Here is an 18,098-nt window from a genome sequence, read left to right on the forward strand (position 1 = left end):
TGATGTGGAGCGGGCTTGATCTTTTCTGGTTCGCGTACATGCCGGGGGAGTACCGACTGCGTAAGGTGGTGGCGTGTCGATGACCCGGACGGCTCCCGCGCCGGCGATGCGCACGCCACGACAGGGCGCGGTACAGCGTGCGCGCGAGCCGCGACGGTTGATGCTCGCCCTCATGCTCCTGGCTGGGATTTTCGCCATGCACGGGGTTCAGATCGTGTGCGGTCACATGGGAGGACATATCCCCGGCGAAGCCGTGCCGTCGGCCCGCAACCCACAGGTCGTGCCATCTGGTCCGCACGGCAAGACCGATGGTGCGGCGCCGCGCCAGGTAGCCCCTGATACAGCGGCCAACACCGTCCATGGCCGATCCGCGGTAACGGCCACCGTCGGTCCCGCCGAGCGTGTCCACCCACGCGGGTCGGAGCCGGGACCCCTGCCCACAGACGTCGGACCGGCGCTGGGGTTGTGCATCGCCGTGCTCGGCGGGGGTCTGTTTCTGTTCGGCCTGCTGTTCCGGGTAGGTCGGGGCTGGGCTGTGGGGTCCGCCTCCGCCATGTCCGTGTCCGCAGTTGTCTTGTCGTACCTACGATCCAGGCGACGACGACCCCGCTCCCTCGCCCGAACCCTCTCCGTGCTCTGCGTGTCGCGGACCTGATCCGTGTCGTGCCGACGGTCGTTTGGCCGGCCGGCGTACGGGACAGATCAACCGACAAGCAGAACACGGAGGATTCGTGCGTAAACCTGTTGCCTTCCTGCTCGCGTCGTTCGCTGCGTCCGTGCTGATTGCCAGCTGCGGCAGTAGCGGCACGACACAGAACGACGACGCCGAGAACAAGCCCGGCGACACCACGTCCGCCAAGGCGGCGTTCGGCGACGCTGACGTGGAATTCGCCCAGGGCATGATCCCGCACCACCGCCAGGCGGTGGAGATGGCCGAGCTTGCACCGACCAGGGCGCAGAGCCCGCAGGTCAAGGAGCTGGCCGCGCAGATCAAGCGGGCACAAGATCCGGAGATCAAGACCATGTCCGGCTGGCTGAGGTCCTGGGGCGAAGAGGTGCCTGAGGACACCGGTGACACCGGCATGGACCACGGCGGCATGGACATGGGCGAGGACATGCCCGGCATGATGTCCGGTGAGCAGATGGCCGACCTCGAGGCGGCGAATGGTGCCGACTTCGACCGGATGTTCATGGAGCTGATGATCGACCATCACGAAGGTGCGATCGAGATGGCCGAGACCGAGCAACGCGACGGCGAGAACACCGCCGCCAAGAAGCTCGCCGCGACCATCGAGAAGGCCCAGACAGCCGAGATCGCCCAGATGCGGAAGCTACTCGCCAACTCCGGCTGACGGCTCTCGCGTTCCCTGCCGAGAAGGGGGCAGCTCCAGGTCGGCCCTGGGGCTGTCCCCTTCCGTTCTGCGGTGGGGACGTCAGGTCGAGGCGCTGCTGGGTGCTGTCTGTGGGGCGGGCTTCGGCGGTGTCAGCGCCGCCGCGACAAGGGCGGCGACGCCGGCGGCCGCGGCTGCGACGACGAAACCATCCGTGAAGCCGGCGAGAGTGTCGCCGACGAGGCTGGCTGCCGCCACGCTCGAGACAACGGCCGCCCCGCTGGCAGCACCGAACTCATGGAAGGTGCTGACGATGCCCGAGGCGATGCCGGCCTCGTGGGGGGCCACCTGACCGAGTGCGGTGGCCGACGCGACGACGAAGAGGGCGCCGGACCCGGCGGCCGCGATCGCGACGCCGATGACAACGGTGGCCGGCCGCATCGACAGGGCGGGGATGGTCATCCCCGCTGCGGCGACGATCAGGCCGGCGACGGCGAAGGGCCGCGCTCCCAGCCGGCCGATGGAGCGGCCGGTGAGGTTGGCGCCGGCCATCGTTGCCAGTGCCACCGGGAGGAACAGCAGGCCCGTCTGCATCGCGCCGTATCCCTGCCCGTGCTGGAAGTAGAACGTGCCCAGGAAGAACACGGCGATCATCAACGCCGTCGCCAGCAGGATCAGGAAGGTGCCGGCGGCCACTGGGCGGCGAGCGAGCAGCCGGACGTCCATCAACGGCGAGCGGGCCCGCTTCTGCCAGGTCACGAACGCCAGGTAGCCGACCGCGGCGACCAGGACGAGCACGGCGGTGGTGACGGTCAGCCAGCCGCGATCACCGGCGCTGATGAACGCGTAGATCAGCGCCCCGGATGACGCGGTGACCAGGAAGGCCCCGAAGACGTCGAGCCGGGCTCCGGTCGCGGTCGGGGTCTGCCGCGGCAGCATCCGGCCCAGCGCGACGATGATCACCAGGCCGATCGGAACGTTGACGAAGAACACCCACGGCCAGCCTGGCCCGGCGGTGAGGACCCCTCCTAGCAGCACCCCGAGCGCCGCGCCGCCGCCGCCGAGCGCGGACCACACGCCGAGCGCCTTGTTCCGCTCGTCGCCATCGAACAGCGTGACGACCAGCGACAGCGCCGACGGCGACAGCAGCGCCGCCCCGACGCCCTGGGCGACGCGCCCGCCGATCAGCATGCCCGAGGCCTCAGCAAGCCCGGTCACCAGCGACGCCACCGTGAAGATCAGCAGACCGGCGAGCACGATCCGCTTCGCCCCGAGCAGGTCCGCGAGCCGGCCGCCCAGCAGCATCAGCCCGCCGAACGTCAACGCGTACGCGCTGATGGTCCAGGCGAGGGCCTCGCGGCTCGCCCCCAGGTCGGTCTCGATGTGCGGCAGCGCGATGGCCACCACCGTGATGTCGAGGATGAGCATCAGCTGGGCCACTCCGAGGAAGCCCAGGATTCGCCAGCGCAGTGGGTGCGGCGTACGTGGCGTACGTTCCACGCCTGTCTCGTCGAGTGTCATGACCGGCCTCCCGCCGTAAGTCGTACGTTCGTGTACGAATTCTGAACGGAGAGCTTAACTCGTATATTCCTGTACGAGATAGGGTGGGCGGCATGGCTCCTGCTGCCGCACGGCCGCGCCGGCGCGCCGACGCCGAACGCAGCATCGCCGCCATCGTCGCGGCGGCCCGAACCTGCCTCGGCCGGGACCCGTCCGCGACCGTCGACGACATCGCGAAGACCGCGGGCGTGGGGCGGATGACGCTCTACGGCCACTTCCGCACCCGGGCGCAGCTGGTCGAAGCGGCACTCGCCGACGCACTCCGGGCCGGTGAGGAGAGGCTGGCCGCCATCGACCTCGGTGGCGACCCGCGGGACGCGCTGACCCGCCTGCTCGAATCCAGCTGGTCGCTCGTCGCCGAATCAGCCGCACTGCTCCAGGCGGCTCAAGACGTCCTGCCCGCCGGGCGGCTCCGCCAGTTGCACGACGCGCCTGCCGAGCGGGTCCAGCAACTCATCCGCCGCGGCCAGGAAGACGGCGTATTCCGCACCGACCTCCCCATCGCCTGGCTGGTCGGCGTCGTGCACTACCTGCTGCACGGCGCGGCGGTCGAACAGCGGGCCGGACGCCTCGAGAACCCCGACGTCACCCACATCGTCACCACGTCCGTGCAGTCGATTCTCACCCCGCCCGCACCAGCACGGTGAGCTGGTCGTCGTAGGACAGGAACGTCTGCTGGGCGTCAGGACCCGTGGGGTCCAGGGCGCTGCCAGGAGAAGTCGCGCGGTTCGGCGCGGCGCCTTGCCGGGCGGCCGAAACCCATGATGTACGCACGACGCGGCGAGTCCGACCGGTTCGGCCCCGTGTAGTGCAGCGTCCGCGACCCGTGGACCGTCGCCCCACCGGGTGCCAACGGGCAGGCGGTCACCGGCAGGTCAGCGATGTCCCCGTCGTACTCCAGCGCCTCGACGCTCGGGTCGTCGCTGATGTGCCGGTGTGGCAGGACGTCGTCTCGGTGGCTCCCGGGCACGAACTGCATGCAGCCGTTCTCGACCGTCGCCTCCTGCAGGGGCATCCAGAAGCTGAGGGCGTCGTATTCGAGTGCCGGGTCCCAGTACGCCTCGTCCTGGTGCCACGGCGTCGCGGCACCGTGCCTGCCAGGCTTGAGGATCGCGTGGTCTCCCATGCGTTCGGTGTCGGGTCCGAGCAGCTGCCGGGCGATGGTGAGCGCACGCTCACGCGCCTGGATGTGCTGGAGTTCCGGTGCGTACTTCTCCGGGCTGAGGACCTGCGGCAGGGTCTCGTGCCCGTCGTCGTCGATGCCGGCGAGCTCGAGCCGGTCTCCGGCCGCGAAGTCCTTCTTGGCGGCGAAGAGCTGATCGTAGATCGCCTGCAGGCGGATGATCTCCTCGGCTGAGGTCAGGGCAGTTATGACGAGGAACCCGTCGCGGTGGAATGCCGCCACCTCATCCGGAGTGAGGGGTGCCAGCGGCGTCGAGGTGGTCTCGGTCATGGGAACTCCTTGTCGGCGGTTGCGTCGACTCAGCCGGTGCCGGCGGCCAGGGTCGCGTGGAACCGGTAGCGGTCGGCGCGGTAGGTGATCCGCCCGCATTCGACCGGCCGGCCGAGTTGGTCGTAGGTCGTCTGGGAGGTGATGAGAACCGGTGCCCCGACCGCGATGTCGAGAAGGTTCGCCAGCCGTTGGTCGGCTGCGTCGGCTTCGATCGCGTACGCCGCATGGGTGGGCGTCGCGCCGCGTTCCTCGAGTGCGGCATAGAGCGAAGCGGTGTCGAAGTCGACCTTGGCGATGTCGGCCGCGACCCGGCTGAGGGGTACGACGCTGCGCTGGATCGCCACCGGGGCATCGTCGAACAGGCGCAGGCGTTCGAGTGCGAGCACGCGCTCGCCGCGGTCGACGGCGAGTTGCTCGGCCTCGCCAGCGGTCGACCGCCGGACGCGGCGGCTGAGGACGCGTGCACGTGGCTTGACGCCCTGCTCGGTTGCCAGGGCGGTGAAACTTCGCAACGCACCAGGCGATTCGCTGAGCTGGCCCGGCGTCGCGTACCACCCACGGCCGGCCGACGGCGTGAGAAGCCCTTGCTGGACGAGGTTCTGGAGTGCTCGCCGCAACGTCACCCGGCTGACGCCGAGCTGCTCGCAGAGGATGCGTTCGGGGACCAGCCTGCTGCCGGCGCGGATCCGCCCGGTCGTGATCTCGGTGGCGAGGAGTCGGCGAACCTTCTCGTACGCAGGTTCCGGGCCGTCACGGCTGATCGGCTCGGCGAGGTGGGAGGCCTTCGAGGCAGGTGCCCGCGTCACCGCCGTACGGTATCACGTGGTATGCACAGTTCTGCAGTGGTCATACGCGGTATTACGTGGTACGCAACAAACGGAGCAGGCCTGGTACGCAAGGGACCGAGATGCAGCCGTACCGGCCTGGGACTCCGCACACGCTGATCGGCCAGTGATCGCGAAGGCGCGGATATCAAAGGTTCTCCGCCGAACGGACTTAACAGCCGTCGTTGTCGGCGACGCCTCGAAGAAACCTCGACTCTATGGCCGATTGCGGCCTCCGTCAGCCCAGGGGCGAGTCCGAACTTTCCGCATTGTGGACTCTAGGCGGATCTGATCACCCTATGTAGCGCAGAATCCCTCAAGTCGGCCACGGGGGCCGTACCGGCACCACCTGCACAGCACGGCTCCCGGAGAGCAATTCGCGTATGCAACCTGTTTGCCGCACGTCGAACCATCGCACCGATCGTCACCCCACGCCACGTGGGTCTTCTTGGTCGAGGCAGTCATCGGCGGGCCGTGCCTTCTCGCGCACCCCCGACCGAAGGAGACCTCGTGAGGCCGCACTCACAGTCCCACTACGTAGGGTCAGCAGGACCTAGACATCGAGGAACCCGCCGCTCTCTCTTCCACCGATCTCGGAGATCGGCCCGAGCCCTCTCGGTGGTCGCCGCCGTCCTCGGGGTGACCGTGGCGACTGTCGGTGTGGCGGCGCTGTGGTTCACTCTCGAGTACCCAGGTCGACTCGCGGCGATGATCACCTCCAACAGCGCGTCGGCCAGTCCGGACGCTCAGCCGAGGTCGCTCAACTCGCGGTACCTGGACCTCGGCGGCCTGCACTCATCCGTCGACCCGACGTCGAGTGTGGAGACCGCGCGGGCGGACAGGTCCAAACTCGCCGACAGGTCGGCAACGAGGGCCAAACCCACGGCCAAGGCGACGAGTACGAAGCCCAAGCCGAGCCCGACCAAGGCCAGCCCCAAGCCGGCGGCCGCGCCCGCACCGAAGAAGGCCGTGGCCGAGAAACCCGCCGGGCAGCCGTCACCGGTCAAGCTCGCCGACGGACGTCCCAACTTCCAGTCGCCGTTCACCTGTGGCGAGCGGTGGAGAGGGACGACGTACGCCAACCACAATCCGGAGGACAAGAAGATCGACTTCTTCTACCAGGACGGAGAGACGCGCGGTCGTGACGTGCGGGCGTCCGCACCAGGGGTGGTGAACCGGATCCTCCCCGAGATCGGCGCGATCAAGATCTATCACGGCGACCGCTGGTACACGATGTACAACCACATGGACCCGATCCTCGTGGAGGTCGGCCAGAAGCTCGCCCAGGGCGAACTGGTCGGCAAGGCCGGTTCGGTGGACACCGGGGTTCCCCACCTCCACTACGAGCAGATCTACGACGCCGACAACGACGACTGGGGCAGCAGCCCGGCAGAGATCGTGAATCCGATCATCCAGGAGGTTCGGTACTCCCTCAGCGCTGGCGACGAGCCGATCATCACGAGCACGAACAACTGCTGACAACGCACCCTGACAGACCGCGGGGTCCGGCACGATATGCCGTGATGGAGCAATCGGCAGAGTTTCTCGAGATCGCACGTGAGCTGTATGCGGTGCCGCCGGGCGAGTTCGTCGCGGCCCGTGACGACCTGGTCCGGCGCGCCCGAGCCGACCACCGGCTCGACCTGGCCCGGGCACTTGCCGGGCTGCGCCGGCCGACCCAGAGCGCATGGGTCGTCAACCTGTTGGTACGCGAGCGTGGTGAGCTGGTCGCGGAGCTGCTGGAGCTGGCCGAGGAGTTCCGGCCGGCGTACGAAGCGGGCGCGGGCGACCAGCTTCGCGAGCTGTCGACCCGTCGGCAGCGGCTCGTGTCACAACTGATCACCGCCGCTCGGCGGCTCGCCGGAGAGGCGGGCGTCCGGGTGTCGCCTGAGCTCGGCCGTGACGTCGAGGGGACGCTGGGCGCGGCGCTCGTCGATCCCGACGTCGCCGAACAGGTCCGGGGCGCGACGTTGGCGGCGGCGGTGGAGTACGCCGGGTTCGGGCCGGTGTGGGCGGCTCCTGGCCCGGCGGTGGTCCGCGACCGGGGCGCGAACCGGTCCGGCGCCGAGAAGAAGGCGCCACGCGGCCGGAAAGCGGGGGTCGAGCGGCTGTCGGATCCTGATCGGCGTACGGACGAGCGATCGGGCGGGCGAGGACGTACCGACGATGGCGGGCTGGCCGGCACTGACCGCCGTACGGAGGCTGAACGGCGGGTCGCGGAAGCCCGTGCGGCGGTGGCAGAAGCAGAACGCGACCTTGCCGACCGCGACAATGCCGTCGACGAGGCGGTCGGTCAGGCCAACGCGGCGCGGGACGAGGTCGACCGGCTGCGTACGCAACTGCGTGACGCCGAGGAACGGGCGAAGGCTCTGGACCGCGGCGTCCGCGCGGCCACCAAGCGGCAGCAACGGTCGGCCGACCACCTCGCCACCGCGCGAGGGCGGCTCGCGGACGCGACCCGCCGGGCACAACGCGCACACTGAGAACGCAAGGAGCGCCGCCGGGAACTGCTACGTCCCGGTCGGCGCTCGACCCGTTGCGTTCTTCGTGCGCGCTGTGGCGGCAACGGTCACCCAGGTGGTCTGGCCATTGACGTCCTGGGCGTCGCCTAGGCGGCCCTCTCGGTCATCCGCGTCCGATGCCGGCGACGCCTGCGTACGGCTGGGAGACAGTCGTCCTCCGGATATTGTCCGTCGGAGTCGGCCTCCCGGCGCTCCGCGATCCCGTCGAAGGTGGGTCGTGGTAGCGGGAACCGCAGCCGGGAACGTACCCGGCTGAGCCGGCTGCCGGCGGACCCGTTGGCGTCCGGACCACGGTGCAACGATCGCGACCTCGGATAGTCACTGGCCGCGTGTGCGAGATAGGCCACCGCGACCGGTTGTGCCTCGCGATTGCGCTGGTCGCCGCGATAGACCCGGACGCGGACGGTGGCGACGATGTTGTGGGGTTCCTCTCCGTCTGAGCCGCCGTAGACGTAGACCCTGCCGCCCGGGAGCCTGCCCTGGTGGTCGATGATCCACTGCTCCAGCAGGCTGCGGGCGATGGAACGAGGATCCCGGCTGAAGCTGTCATCGCTGATGACACTGGACAGCCAACGGCCGTCGGGTGTGGTTGTCGCGATGTCGTACGTGTATCGCTCCCTCATGAGAACCCCCTCGAGTCGGGGTTGCGAACGCAGGCAGCGCGCCGTTGGGAGCCGGTACGTTCGTACGCTCGGCCTTAAAGGATGACCAGCGAATGCCCGGTGAGTCAACGGTCTGACGCAATGGACGTCCGTGCGGCTCCCACCCGGAGACAAGATTCTCCGGCTTCGGCCCTTGCCAGCCGGAAATATGGCTGATGATCACCGCCTGGAAACCCAGAGCGAGCGTGCTACTGGCCGGCACGGCTCTCGGCGAGCCGGTTGATATCCCGGGCGAGGCTGACGTCCTTGGTCGTGATGCCACCCTCGGAGTGGGTGCTCAGCGTGAACGTCACCGTGGTCCAGCGGATGTCGATGTCGGGGTGGTGGTCCTGCTGTTCGGCGGCCTGCGCGACGTCACTGACCAGCGCGACACCGGTGAGGAAGTCGGGTGCCGTGACGGCGCGGTGAAGAGCCCCGGCGCGCGCCTCCCATCCGGGGAGGTCGCGGAGGGCGTCGGTGATCTGGTCATCGCTCAGAAGTTCGGCCATCGGTGCTGCCCTTTCCGCTCGAAGGGGCCCTAGGTACGACGTACCCCATGGGAGGAGGGTGCCCCATGGGAGAAGGTGCCCCATGGGAGGAGGTGCCCCATGGGAGGTGGGTGCCCCTGACACGAAGGTTTGTGCGATGAGGTTGCCCCTGACACGAACCTACGGGATGAGGGGCGCCCTCATCCAAACGGGCGAGCCCGGTCCTCAGCCAGCCGTCGCGGTGTCGGGATAGAGCAGGACCTCCTCGCCCGCCCATGCGGCCGGGTGCTGAGGCGAGTCCGATCCGGCGAGCGCGAGAAGTGGCGTGGGGTCCTTGCCCGCATCCACGCTCTGGCGGAGCGAGCCGCTTCCCCACAGCAGGTCGATGAAGTGCCGGTGTCCCGTCCCCCCAGCGCCGGCCGCGGTCGTCCTCCACCCGAACTCGCACGGGTAGAGCGTGCGCAGGGTGTGCAGCATCGCGAGGGCCGTGCGTACCGGGGCGAAGGTCGTCCGGTCGGTCACGTGCAGCTGGACCCCGCGGACCGGTTGGCCGGCGTACTTGTGGAACGTCGGGGTGAACCACGCCTCACGGAACCGCACCCCGAAAAGCGCGGAGTCGTTGAGGGTTGCTGCCCACCGCCCGTCGACGTACGGCGCCCCGATCAGCTCGAACGGCCGCGTCGTCCCGCGCCCCTCGGACAGGTTGGTGCCCTCGAAGAGTCCGGTGCCGGGATAGGCGAGCGCGCTGTCCAGGGTGGGGATGTTGACCGACGGCATGACCCACGGCAGGCCGGTCTCGTCGGCGTGGAGCGACCGGTGCCAGCCCTCCATCGTGACGACGGAAAGGTCGGCCGGATGTCCGACCTCGGCCGGGATCGCGGTGACATTGAGGTGCCGGGCGAGTTCGCCGGCGGTGAGGCCGTGCCGGACGGGGATCGGCGCCCGACCCACGAAGCTCCCGTACGCCCGATCGAGCAGCGGGCCCTCGGCGGCGAGGCCACTCACCGGGTTCGGCCGGTCGAGTACGACGAAGCGGACGCCGAGCCGGGCCGAGGACGCGAGCAGGTCGTACATCGTCCAGACGTAGGTGTAGAACCGGGTCCCGATGTCCTGCAGGTCGAAGAGCAGCGTGTCGACCTCGGCGGCCGCCACGACGGCGTCGAGCCCCAGGCCGCTGGAACGGTACGTGTCGTGGAGCGGCAGCCCACTCACCGGATCATGGGTGTCCGGCTCGCTGTCGCCTGCCTGAGCGGTGCCGCGGAGGCCGTGCTCGGGACCGAAGAGCGCCACCAGGGGCACGCCGGCAGCGAGGAGCGCCGCGGCATCGGAGCTGAGGTCCGGCATCACGCCGGTGTAGTTGGTGACGAGACCCAGCCGGCGTCCTGGGCCCGCGAGTGTCGGGTCGGCGCTCAGGCGTTCGGCACCGGTCCTCGTGCGTAGGGGCGTCTCACGCTCGCTCACGTGCCGGCCCTCCTGCCTGCCGTCGCCCCGTGATCACCGGTTGGTGGCGGCCGGCGACGGGCACGGCCGGTTTCTCACCGGTGCCGCGCAGTGGGCGCCGGGTCACCAGGCGGTCTCCGTGTGGTGGCCAGGCCCACCACCTGGAGACACGGTGAGAAATTACCCGTGGTCGTCATGGATCGTCAATTAACCACGTGGCCGGGTGAAGGCATCGGGGGGGCGGCTCAGACCTCCGTGCGCTGGTCGCGGCGGAGGATCTTCGAACCGAGCCACACCAGCGGGTCGTACTTCCGGTCGGCCACGCGCTCCTTCATCGGGATGATCGCGTTGTCGGTGATCTTGATGTGCTCGGGGCACACCTCGGTGCAGCATTTGGTGATGTTGCACATGCCGAGCCCGGCGGCGGCCTGCGAGAGCTCCCGGCGGTCATTGGTGTCGAGCGGGTGCATGTCGAGCTCGGCGTACCGCAGGAAAAACCTCGGCCCCGCGAACGCCTCCTTGTTGTCGTCGTGGTCGCGGATCACGTGACAGGTGTCCTGGCACAGGAAGCACTCGATGCACTTGCGGAACTCCTGCCCGCGTTCGACATCGACCTGCATCATCCGGCGCTTGCCGTCGGCGTCGGGCGGCTGCGGCGCGAACGCCGGGACCTCCTTCGCCTTCTCATAGTTGTACGAGACGTCGGTGACGAGGTCCTTCACGATCGGGAACGTCCGCATCGGCGTGACCGTGATCGTCTCGTCCTGCGCGTACTCCGACAGCCGTGTCATGCACATGAGCCGAGGCCGGCCGTTGATCTCGGCGCTGCACGAACCGCACTTGCCGGCCTTGCAGTTCCAGCGCACCGCGAGGTCACCCGCCTGCGTCGCCTGCAACCGATGGATGGCGTCGAGGACGACCTCGCCCTCCTCGACCGTCACCGTGAAGTCCTGCAGCGCACCGCCGTCGAGATCGCCGCGCCAAATCTTCATCGACAGGTCGTAGCCCATCTCGTCTCCTCGGTCCTTCGTCCTCGTTGCGGCTAGCTCTGGGCGAACAGCGTGTTCAGGTCGTCGGGCATCGCGGTCAGCGGTTGGATGGCCAGGTCGATCGCTCCGGCGCGTTCGCGCAGAACGATGTTCTTGGTTCCCCACTCGTCGTCGGTCATCGGGTAGTCGTCGCGGGTGTGACCGCCCCGGCTCTCGGTCCGGGTGAGGGCCGCACGGGCGATGCACTCCGAGACCCACAACATGTTCTGCAGGTCGAGCGCGAGATGCCATCCAGGGTTGTACTTCCGGTCACCGGCCACCGTGAGGTGGTCGGCGCGCTCGGCAAGCTTCTCGATCTCGAGCAGGGCCTGTTCCAACTCGTCGGCCTTGCGGATGATGCCGACCAGGGAGTGCATGACGTCCTGGAGCTCGCGTTGGACGTCGTACGGGTTCTCGCCGCCCGCGTCGGCGAAGGGCGTCAAGGCGGCGTTGACGGCCGCCTGGACCGCGGCGGAGTCCACCGCCGGCCGTGCCGTGCGGACCTTCACCGCGTGGTACGCGGCGTTGAGACCGGCCCGGCGCCCGAACACCAGCAGGTCCGACAACGAGTTGCCGCCAAGGCGGTTGGAGCCGTGCATACCACCGGAGCACTCGCCGGCGGCGTAGAGGCCCTCCACCGCCGACTCGCCGCTGTCGGCGTCGACCTCGATGCCGCCCATGACGTAGTGGCAGGTGGGGCCGATCTCCATCGGCTCCTTGGTGATGTCGACGTCGGCCAGTTCCTTGAACTGGTGGTACATCGACGGCAGCCGCCGCCTGATGAACTCCGGGTCACGCCGCGACGCGATGTCGAGGTAGACACCGCCGTGCGGGGTGCCGCGTCCTGCCTTCACCTCGGCGTTGATCGCGCGCGCGACCTCGTCGCGGGGAAGCAGTTCCGGTGGTCGGCGGTTGTTGGTCTTGTCGGTGTACCAGCCGTCGGCCTCCTCGATCGTGTCGGCCGTCTCGGCTTTGAAGAACTCCGGGATGTAGTCGAACATGAAGCGCCGACCCTCGGAGTTCTTCAGGATGCCGCCGTCGCCGCGGACCGACTCGGTAACCAGCAGCCCGCGCACCGACAGTGGCCACACCATGCCGGTCGGGTGGAACTGGACGAACTCCATGTTGATCAGGCTCGCGCCAGCGCGCAACGCCAGCGCGTGCCCGTCGCCGGTGTACTCCCAGGAGTTCGACGTGACCTTGAACGACTTGCCGATCCCACCCGTGGCCAGCACGACCGACGGCGCCTCGAAGAGGACGAAGTTGCCGCTGTCGCGCCAGTAGCCGAGCGCACCGGCCACCTTGTCGCCGTCCTTGAGAATGTCCGTGACCGTGCATTCCATGAAGACGTCGATGCCGAGCGCGACCGCCCGTTGCTGCAGCGTACGGATCATCTCCAGGCCGGTGCGGTCACCCACGTGCGCCAACCGGGCGTACCGGTGACCACCGAAGTCGCGCTGCGAGATCAGCCCATCCGCGGTGCGGTCGAAGAGCGCGCCCCACTCCTCGAGCTCGAGCACCCGGTCGGGCGCCTCCTGGGCATGCAGCTGGGCCATCCGCCAGTTGTTGAGCATCTTCCCGCCACGCATGGTGTCGCGGAAGTGCACCTTCCAGTTGTCCTCGGGATAGAGGTTGCCCAAGGCGGCGGCGGCACCGCCCTCGGCCATGACGGTGTGGGCCTTGCCCAGCAGGGACTTGCAGACGATCGCCGTGCGTGCCCCCGCGTCGTGGGCGGCGATCGCCGCGCGCAGGCCGGCGCCGCCGGCGCCGACGACGATGACGTCGTAGGAATGCCGTTCGTCAACTGTGTCTGGAGAGTTGGCGCTCATCGATGGTCCCTCAGGTCTTGGCGAGGCGTTCAGTTGTAGAAGCGGAAGTCGGTGATCCAGCCCGCCGACACGGCCATGATGTAGGCGTCGGTGCCGATGACCGTGACCAGCGAGATCATCGCGTACTGGCCGTGCCGGGTGTTGAGCTTGGACACGAAGGTCCAGTAGCGGTAGCGCCACGGATGCTTGGAGAAGCTTCGCAGCCGCCCTCCGACGATGTGGCGGCACGCGTGGCAGGACAACGTGTAGGCCCACAGCATCGCGAGGTTGATCCAGATGATGAGGGTGCCGAGGCCGATGCCGATCCCACCGTCCTTGCCGTTCAGTGCGAGCACGGCGTCGTAGACGTTGATCAGGCCGAAAACGAGTGCGCCGTAGAAGAAGTAGCGGTGGAGGTTGAGCAGGATCAGCGGGAACCGCGACTCACCGGTGTACTTCTTGTGTGGTTCGGGAACCGCGCACGCCGCCGGGGCGAAGAAGAGTGAACGGTAACCAGCCTTGCGGTAGTAGTAGCAGGTGCCCCGGAAGCCCGCGAGGATCACGAAGGTGATGACCGCGATCGGGATGAACGGCGGCATTGCTGGCAGCGGAGTCCCGAAGTGGCTCGACCCTGGCACACACGCCGAGCTGATGCACGGCGAGTAGATCGGCGTGAGGTAGTGCTCCTCGCCGGCCCAGTAGTACTTGTTCATGAAGATCCGCGCCGTCGCGTAGACGATGAAGAAGAGCAGTACGGCACCGGTGGTCAGCGGGCCCCACCACCACTTGTCACGGCGGAGCGTCCGCTCCGTGATGCGTGCGCGTTCGGGCCCCAGCACTCCCGTGGCCATCTCGCCCCTTCCTCTCCAGGTGTCCTCGGCCGGCCAATCTCGTGGCCGGACGGCCGCGACCTTCGGGTCTGGAGTCTGCCGCATGGCCTGCCGGCTGCCGCCCGTGGGTGATCGGTGAAGATCATCGCGCTGGGCTCGTGCCGGCGTACTCCCGGTCAGCCTCCGCAACGCATCGTGCACCTTCTCGGCCCCGAACGGTGGAACCTGCAGTCCGCATCACATGTGGCATCGGACACACTGTCGCGCGACGACCGGCCCGACGACGCCGGCGTGCGGGCGGTTTCATGATCACCGGAACCTGCCGGCCGGAGCTCACCGGCTTGGGCATGGGGCACTTGTTCCGGCGCGAAGCGGGCGTCGGACATGATGGACGGGATGGCGGATACCTCGCACCAGGTGGTTGTCGCGGCGGCGGTCCTGCGTACGGGCTGCCTGCTCGCAGCACGGCGGCGTACCCCCGCGCGGTTGGCCGGCGCCTGGGAGCTCCCTGGAGGCAAGGTCGAGCCGGGGGAAACCGACGCGGCCGCCCTCGTGCGCGAGTGCCGCGAGGAGCTCGGCGCGGAGATCGATGTGATCGAACGCATGGAGCCCGCGGTCACGCTGGAGTCCGGCTGGGTCCTGCGCGGCCACGTCGTCCGCCTCGCCGCCGGATCATCCGAACCCGTACCCGGGGCCGAGCACGACGCGATCCGCTGGCTGATGCCCGAGGAACTCGACGACGTGGCCTGGCTCGATGCCGACCGGCCACTGGTCGACGCGCTGCGAGAGCGCCTCCTGGACGGCGAACCGCTGCCGGGCGGTGGGGTCGGCGGTGCTGTGCGGATCGGGCCGACCGTACGCCGGCCCGCCGGGCCATGGACCCCGACCATCGCGGAGCTGCTCGATCACCTGCGGGCACATGGCGTTCCCTGCGTGCCTCGCCCGTTGGGCGTCGACGCGCGCGGCCGCGAGGTGCTGTCGTACATCCCGGGGGAGACGGTCGCGGGTGGCGACGGCAGTGTTCCCGGATGGGCACGCGGCGACGACGTGATCGGCGCGGTGGGTAGGTGGTTGCGCCGCTACCACGAGGCGGCGCGGTCGTTCCGGCCCGCCGATCCGCGGTGGCGGCTGGCGGGTGGCGACGCTGAGGAGCTGGCGCCGGACCGGGTGGTATGTCACAACGACATCGCGCCGGCGAACATCGTCGTCGAGCGTGACGTCACGACCGGACGGGTGGAGCTCGCCGGTGTCCTCGACTGGGATGTCGCTGGGCCGGGGCGGGCGATCGACGATCTCGCCTTCGCGGCGTGGAACCTCGTGCCCCTGCACGCCGAGCTCGCGGCAGTCGAGGCGGCCCGCCGGCTGTGGGTACTCGCCGAGGCGTACGGCGGGATCGATCCGTACGAGCTGCTCGCGGCTGTACCCGTCCGCCTGGGCACGTCGATCGACCGGATCCAGGCGGGTGCGGCCCGGGGCGACGCCGGGATGCGACGGCTGCTCGCGGCCGGTGTGGTGACGAGGGTCGAGACCGCACGGGCACGGCTGACCGAACGCCTCCCGCAGGTCGACCGCGCGCTCGCCCGCGAGTCCTGAGCCGAGTTCGACCAGTCGGGATCCTGTCCTTGCACATCGTGCTGGCACGTCATACCGGCACAACGCGTGGTGGCGGTGTGCACGCCCGCCGGACTGGCGGGAAGCGGACAAGGGTGCTTGTCGCCGTGATCGCCACACAGTACGTTCCCGGCGCATGACGTCCTGAACACTTCCATACATGCCGTGACTAGACCCCACTTCTGGTTGGTCGCGGGGCAGCAATGGTGAATCCACCCGACATGTGGCAGCTCCACTTCGAGGAGTTCTTTAGATGACTGCATCTGTCCCGCGAATATCACGCCGAGGGTTGCTCGGTACGGTCCCGGTTCTCGCCGTTGCCGGAGGTGTTCTGTCCCCACGCGGCACCGCGTGGGCGGCCGGATCCGACGGAATCTCCTGGCCGGCCGGGCAGGAACTTCCCACGTTCGCGGGGCCCGAACGCCTTGACGCGCTCTTCATGGCCGGCGACACCCCCACCGACGTCCAGCTTCTCGTCACCACGTTGCAGGGTCTGGTCAACCGGAAACGGCCAGAGATCTACATCATCAAAGGCGAGGCCGGCGAAGGGCGCAAGACCTGGCTCGATGACTCGAAGGTGCCATACCGCGAGTTCACCGATCCGTGGAAAGTCATCAGGACACATCTCGACCGGGCAAAGGGCGTCGTCATCTATGATCCGGCGGTCGTCGAGAGCATCAATGTCGCGACCACACTCGCCGGTCTGAAAGACGCCGTGATCGCGAGCCCGGAACTCGCGGAGAAACTGGCCGCCGAACCGTTCGAGATGCGCGTTGTCGACGACCTGCGCGGGCGGTTCTCGTCCAATATCGAGGCGACGGCCTGGCAGTTCGACAATCTCTGGCCGCAGACCTCCCATCGCGTCGTGCTCGGCATCAATCCTGGCCAGGCCGCGCCGATCCCGCCGGACAACTGGAAGGACTTCGCCGAGGTCGCCCGGGAGGACCGCCCGATCCGCGACGGCTCCAACCGGCAGGTGTACGAGTTCGACCTCAGCAACTTCGCCGGGGGCGACAAGCTCTATCTGCGGTTCCAGGATTCGCAACCGTCCGACGGATGGGGTGGCGCGCTCCACGAGCTGACCCTGACCGCCGACGGCGAGCCGGTCGCGAACTTCGTCGCCGGTGACGAGACCGAGCGGACGTCCCTCTTCGACCGCGGCGGTGCGGGGTTCAAGCCGCAGACCGACGACGGGGACTCGCACCGGTTCGCGGACGGCACCACGTACTTCATCTACGAACTCACCGTCCCGGCCGGCGCGCAGACCATCTCGGTCGCGCTGGACATGTTCAACCAGTTCCTCGTGTCGGCATCCACGACGGCGCCGGCCGTGTCATCCGACGACCGCATCCCGGCGTCGCAGCAGCTGCGCGACTATGCCGTCGCACTGAAGGCGATGCCGTTCTGGCTCGGCTCCAACGACAGCCCGGAGGAGGCCGAGCTGATGAGCCGGATCTTCTCCTCCTGCGAACGGGGGACGCCGTACCTCGGCTGGTTCAGCGGGGAGTTCGCCGGCGTGAAGCTGGCATCGGCCGAAGGTGTGTACGTCCTCGCCGCGGACTTCCTGGAGAACTCCACCGTCCACGGCGGGTTCCGGGCGCCGGTGGAGCCGCAGGTCGCGGCGGAGGCGCCGGCGCTGGGGAACAAGGTCTACCTGACATTCACCTTCGCCGAAGGCGACAACGTGCAGTACTGCCAGCACCGGATGCGCGTGCTGTGGGAGGACGCAGGCCGTGGCAGTGTGCCGATGAACTGGTCGGTGAGCCCGCTGCTGGTCGACGTGGCCCCGCTGATCGTGAGCCACTACCTGAGTACGGCGACACCGAACGACCTGCTCGTCGCCGGGCCGTCCGGGGCGGGCTACTTCTACCCGTCGTTCTGGCCGCAGGACCACCTGCCGGAGTTCCTCGGGCAGAACAAGGCGTACTTCGACGCGCTCGGTCTCCACATGATCTACGCCCTCGACGACATCCCGGCGCTGGAGCAGGCGTCGGCCAATGCGTACGCCGACACGTTGGGACTCGACGGCATCGTCTTCGCGATGTGGGCCGAGCAGAGCGAGACGACGATCATGGCAGACGGCCGGCTGCCGGTGTCGAGCCAGATCGCTCACACCGACCGGGCCGAGGTGCTACGGCGGATCCGTGTCAACGCCGAGGCTTTCGACGGGTCGAAGCCGCTGTTCATCGCGGTGGCGGTCGCGGCGTGGGACCAGACGCCGAGTGACGTGGCATGGATCATGGACCAGCTGGGCGAGGAGTTCGTGGCGGTGCGGGGCGACGAGTACTTCTCCCTGGTGCGCGAGGCGTACGACCAGAACGCCATCGCCTCGGAGCGGAGGCTCCCGACGGCGCCGGGGACATCGACGCCGTCACCCGCCCCGCCCTCGCCCTGACCTGCGTTCGACCTCGCCCCGGCGCGCCGTCGCCCGGCCCTCTCGCCCTGACGCGCGTTCGACCTCGCCCCGGCGCGCGCTCTCGCCCTGACGCGCGCTCTCGCCCTGACGCGCGTTCGAGCCCGTGGGCGGCGTTGGAGCCCTGCTCCGGCAGGTGGGTGGCCTGG

General features: G+C 68.8%; 15 protein-coding genes. 6 read left to right on the forward strand and 9 right to left on the reverse strand.

What is annotated here, in order from left to right:
* Positions 1 to 731 precede the first annotated feature (731 nt).
* Positions 732 to 1,352, forward strand: a complete 621-nt coding sequence (locus tag ABN034_RS05660) for a DUF305 domain-containing protein (protein ID WP_349689911.1) — start codon at positions 732 to 734, stop codon at positions 1,350 to 1,352.
* A gap of 81 nt (positions 1,353 to 1,433) precedes the next feature.
* Here ABN034_RS05660 and ABN034_RS05665 read toward each other — a convergent pair whose 3' ends face one another.
* Entirely contained in the window at positions 1,434 to 2,852 is a 1,419-nt protein-coding gene (locus ABN034_RS05665; RefSeq protein ID WP_349689912.1) for an MFS transporter, read from the reverse strand.
* Between the two features lie 92 nt (positions 2,853 to 2,944).
* Here ABN034_RS05665 and ABN034_RS05670 point away from each other — a divergent pair, with 92 nt between their 5' ends.
* Positions 2,945 to 3,538, forward strand: a complete 594-nt coding sequence (locus ABN034_RS05670) for a TetR/AcrR family transcriptional regulator (RefSeq protein ID WP_349689913.1) — start codon at positions 2,945 to 2,947, stop codon at positions 3,536 to 3,538.
* Positions 3,539 to 3,573: 35 nt separating this feature from the next.
* On the opposite strand, the gene ABN034_RS05675 is transcribed toward ABN034_RS05670, so the two are convergent.
* Positions 3,574 to 4,344: a phytanoyl-CoA dioxygenase family protein gene (locus tag ABN034_RS05675; protein WP_349689914.1), complete on the reverse strand. Its 771-nt coding sequence runs from the start codon at positions 4,342 to 4,344 to the stop codon at positions 3,574 to 3,576.
* 29 nt (positions 4,345 to 4,373) lie between these two features.
* Positions 4,374 to 5,150 carry a GntR family transcriptional regulator gene (locus tag ABN034_RS05680; protein ID WP_349689915.1) on the reverse strand — a complete coding sequence of 259 codons (777 nt, stop codon included), beginning with the start codon at positions 5,148 to 5,150 and terminating at the stop codon, positions 4,374 to 4,376.
* Between the two features lie 657 nt (positions 5,151 to 5,807).
* Between ABN034_RS05680 and ABN034_RS05685 the strand changes: the two genes are divergently transcribed.
* Together ABN034_RS05685 and ABN034_RS05690 are read left to right on the forward strand one after the other, a co-directional pair.
* A complete protein-coding gene (locus ABN034_RS05685) occupies positions 5,808 to 6,647 on the forward strand; it encodes a M23 family metallopeptidase (protein ID WP_349689916.1) in 840 nt (279 codons plus the stop codon).
* Positions 6,648 to 6,691: 44 nt separating this feature from the next.
* Positions 6,692 to 7,651 (forward strand): coiled-coil domain-containing protein, encoded by a 960-nt coding sequence (locus tag ABN034_RS05690; protein ID WP_349689917.1) that lies wholly within the window; start codon positions 6,692 to 6,694, stop codon positions 7,649 to 7,651.
* 125 nt (positions 7,652 to 7,776) lie between these two features.
* Here ABN034_RS05690 and ABN034_RS05695 read toward each other — a convergent pair whose 3' ends face one another.
* The 6 genes from ABN034_RS05695 to sdhC all read right to left on the reverse strand — a co-directional run bounded on the left by ABN034_RS05695 (position 7,777) and on the right by sdhC (position 13,946).
* The gene (locus tag ABN034_RS05695; RefSeq protein ID WP_349689918.1) at positions 7,777 to 8,313 is read right to left on the reverse strand and encodes a hypothetical protein; all 537 of its coding nucleotides are present in this window, start codon (positions 8,311 to 8,313) and stop codon (positions 7,777 to 7,779) included.
* A 227-nt stretch (positions 8,314 to 8,540) separates the two neighbouring features.
* Positions 8,541 to 8,840 (reverse strand): 4a-hydroxytetrahydrobiopterin dehydratase, encoded by a 300-nt coding sequence (locus ABN034_RS05700; protein WP_349689919.1) that lies wholly within the window; start codon positions 8,838 to 8,840, stop codon positions 8,541 to 8,543.
* 204 nt (positions 8,841 to 9,044) lie between these two features.
* Positions 9,045 to 10,280: an exo-beta-N-acetylmuramidase NamZ family protein gene (locus tag ABN034_RS05705; protein ID WP_349689920.1), complete on the reverse strand. Its 1,236-nt coding sequence runs from the start codon at positions 10,278 to 10,280 to the stop codon at positions 9,045 to 9,047.
* 224 nt (positions 10,281 to 10,504) lie between these two features.
* Complete coding sequence (locus tag ABN034_RS05710; protein WP_349689921.1) at positions 10,505 to 11,269, reverse strand: succinate dehydrogenase/fumarate reductase iron-sulfur subunit; 765 nt, start codon at positions 11,267 to 11,269, stop codon at positions 10,505 to 10,507.
* 32 nt (positions 11,270 to 11,301) lie between these two features.
* Positions 11,302 to 13,116: a fumarate reductase/succinate dehydrogenase flavoprotein subunit gene (locus tag ABN034_RS05715; protein WP_349689922.1), complete on the reverse strand. Its 1,815-nt coding sequence runs from the start codon at positions 13,114 to 13,116 to the stop codon at positions 11,302 to 11,304.
* 29 nt (positions 13,117 to 13,145) lie between these two features.
* A complete protein-coding gene (sdhC, locus tag ABN034_RS05720; protein WP_349689923.1) occupies positions 13,146 to 13,946 on the reverse strand; it encodes a succinate dehydrogenase subunit SdhC in 801 nt (266 codons plus the stop codon).
* Positions 13,947 to 14,321: 375 nt separating this feature from the next.
* Between sdhC and ABN034_RS05725 the strand changes: the two genes are divergently transcribed.
* Both ABN034_RS05725 and ABN034_RS05730 read left to right on the forward strand, forming a co-directional pair.
* Complete coding sequence (locus ABN034_RS05725) at positions 14,322 to 15,518, forward strand: NUDIX domain-containing protein (RefSeq protein ID WP_349689924.1); 1,197 nt, start codon at positions 14,322 to 14,324, stop codon at positions 15,516 to 15,518.
* A gap of 271 nt (positions 15,519 to 15,789) precedes the next feature.
* Positions 15,790 to 17,931, forward strand: coding sequence for a GxGYxYP domain-containing protein (locus ABN034_RS05730; RefSeq protein ID WP_349689925.1), 2,142 nt, complete (start codon positions 15,790 to 15,792; stop codon positions 17,929 to 17,931).
* Positions 17,932 to 18,098 lie beyond the last annotated feature (167 nt).

The sequence above is a fragment of the Actinopolymorpha sp. B11F2 genome (assembly GCF_040195635.1).
In the GTDB taxonomy this organism is placed as follows: Bacteria; Actinomycetota; Actinomycetes; order Propionibacteriales; family Actinopolymorphaceae; genus Thermasporomyces.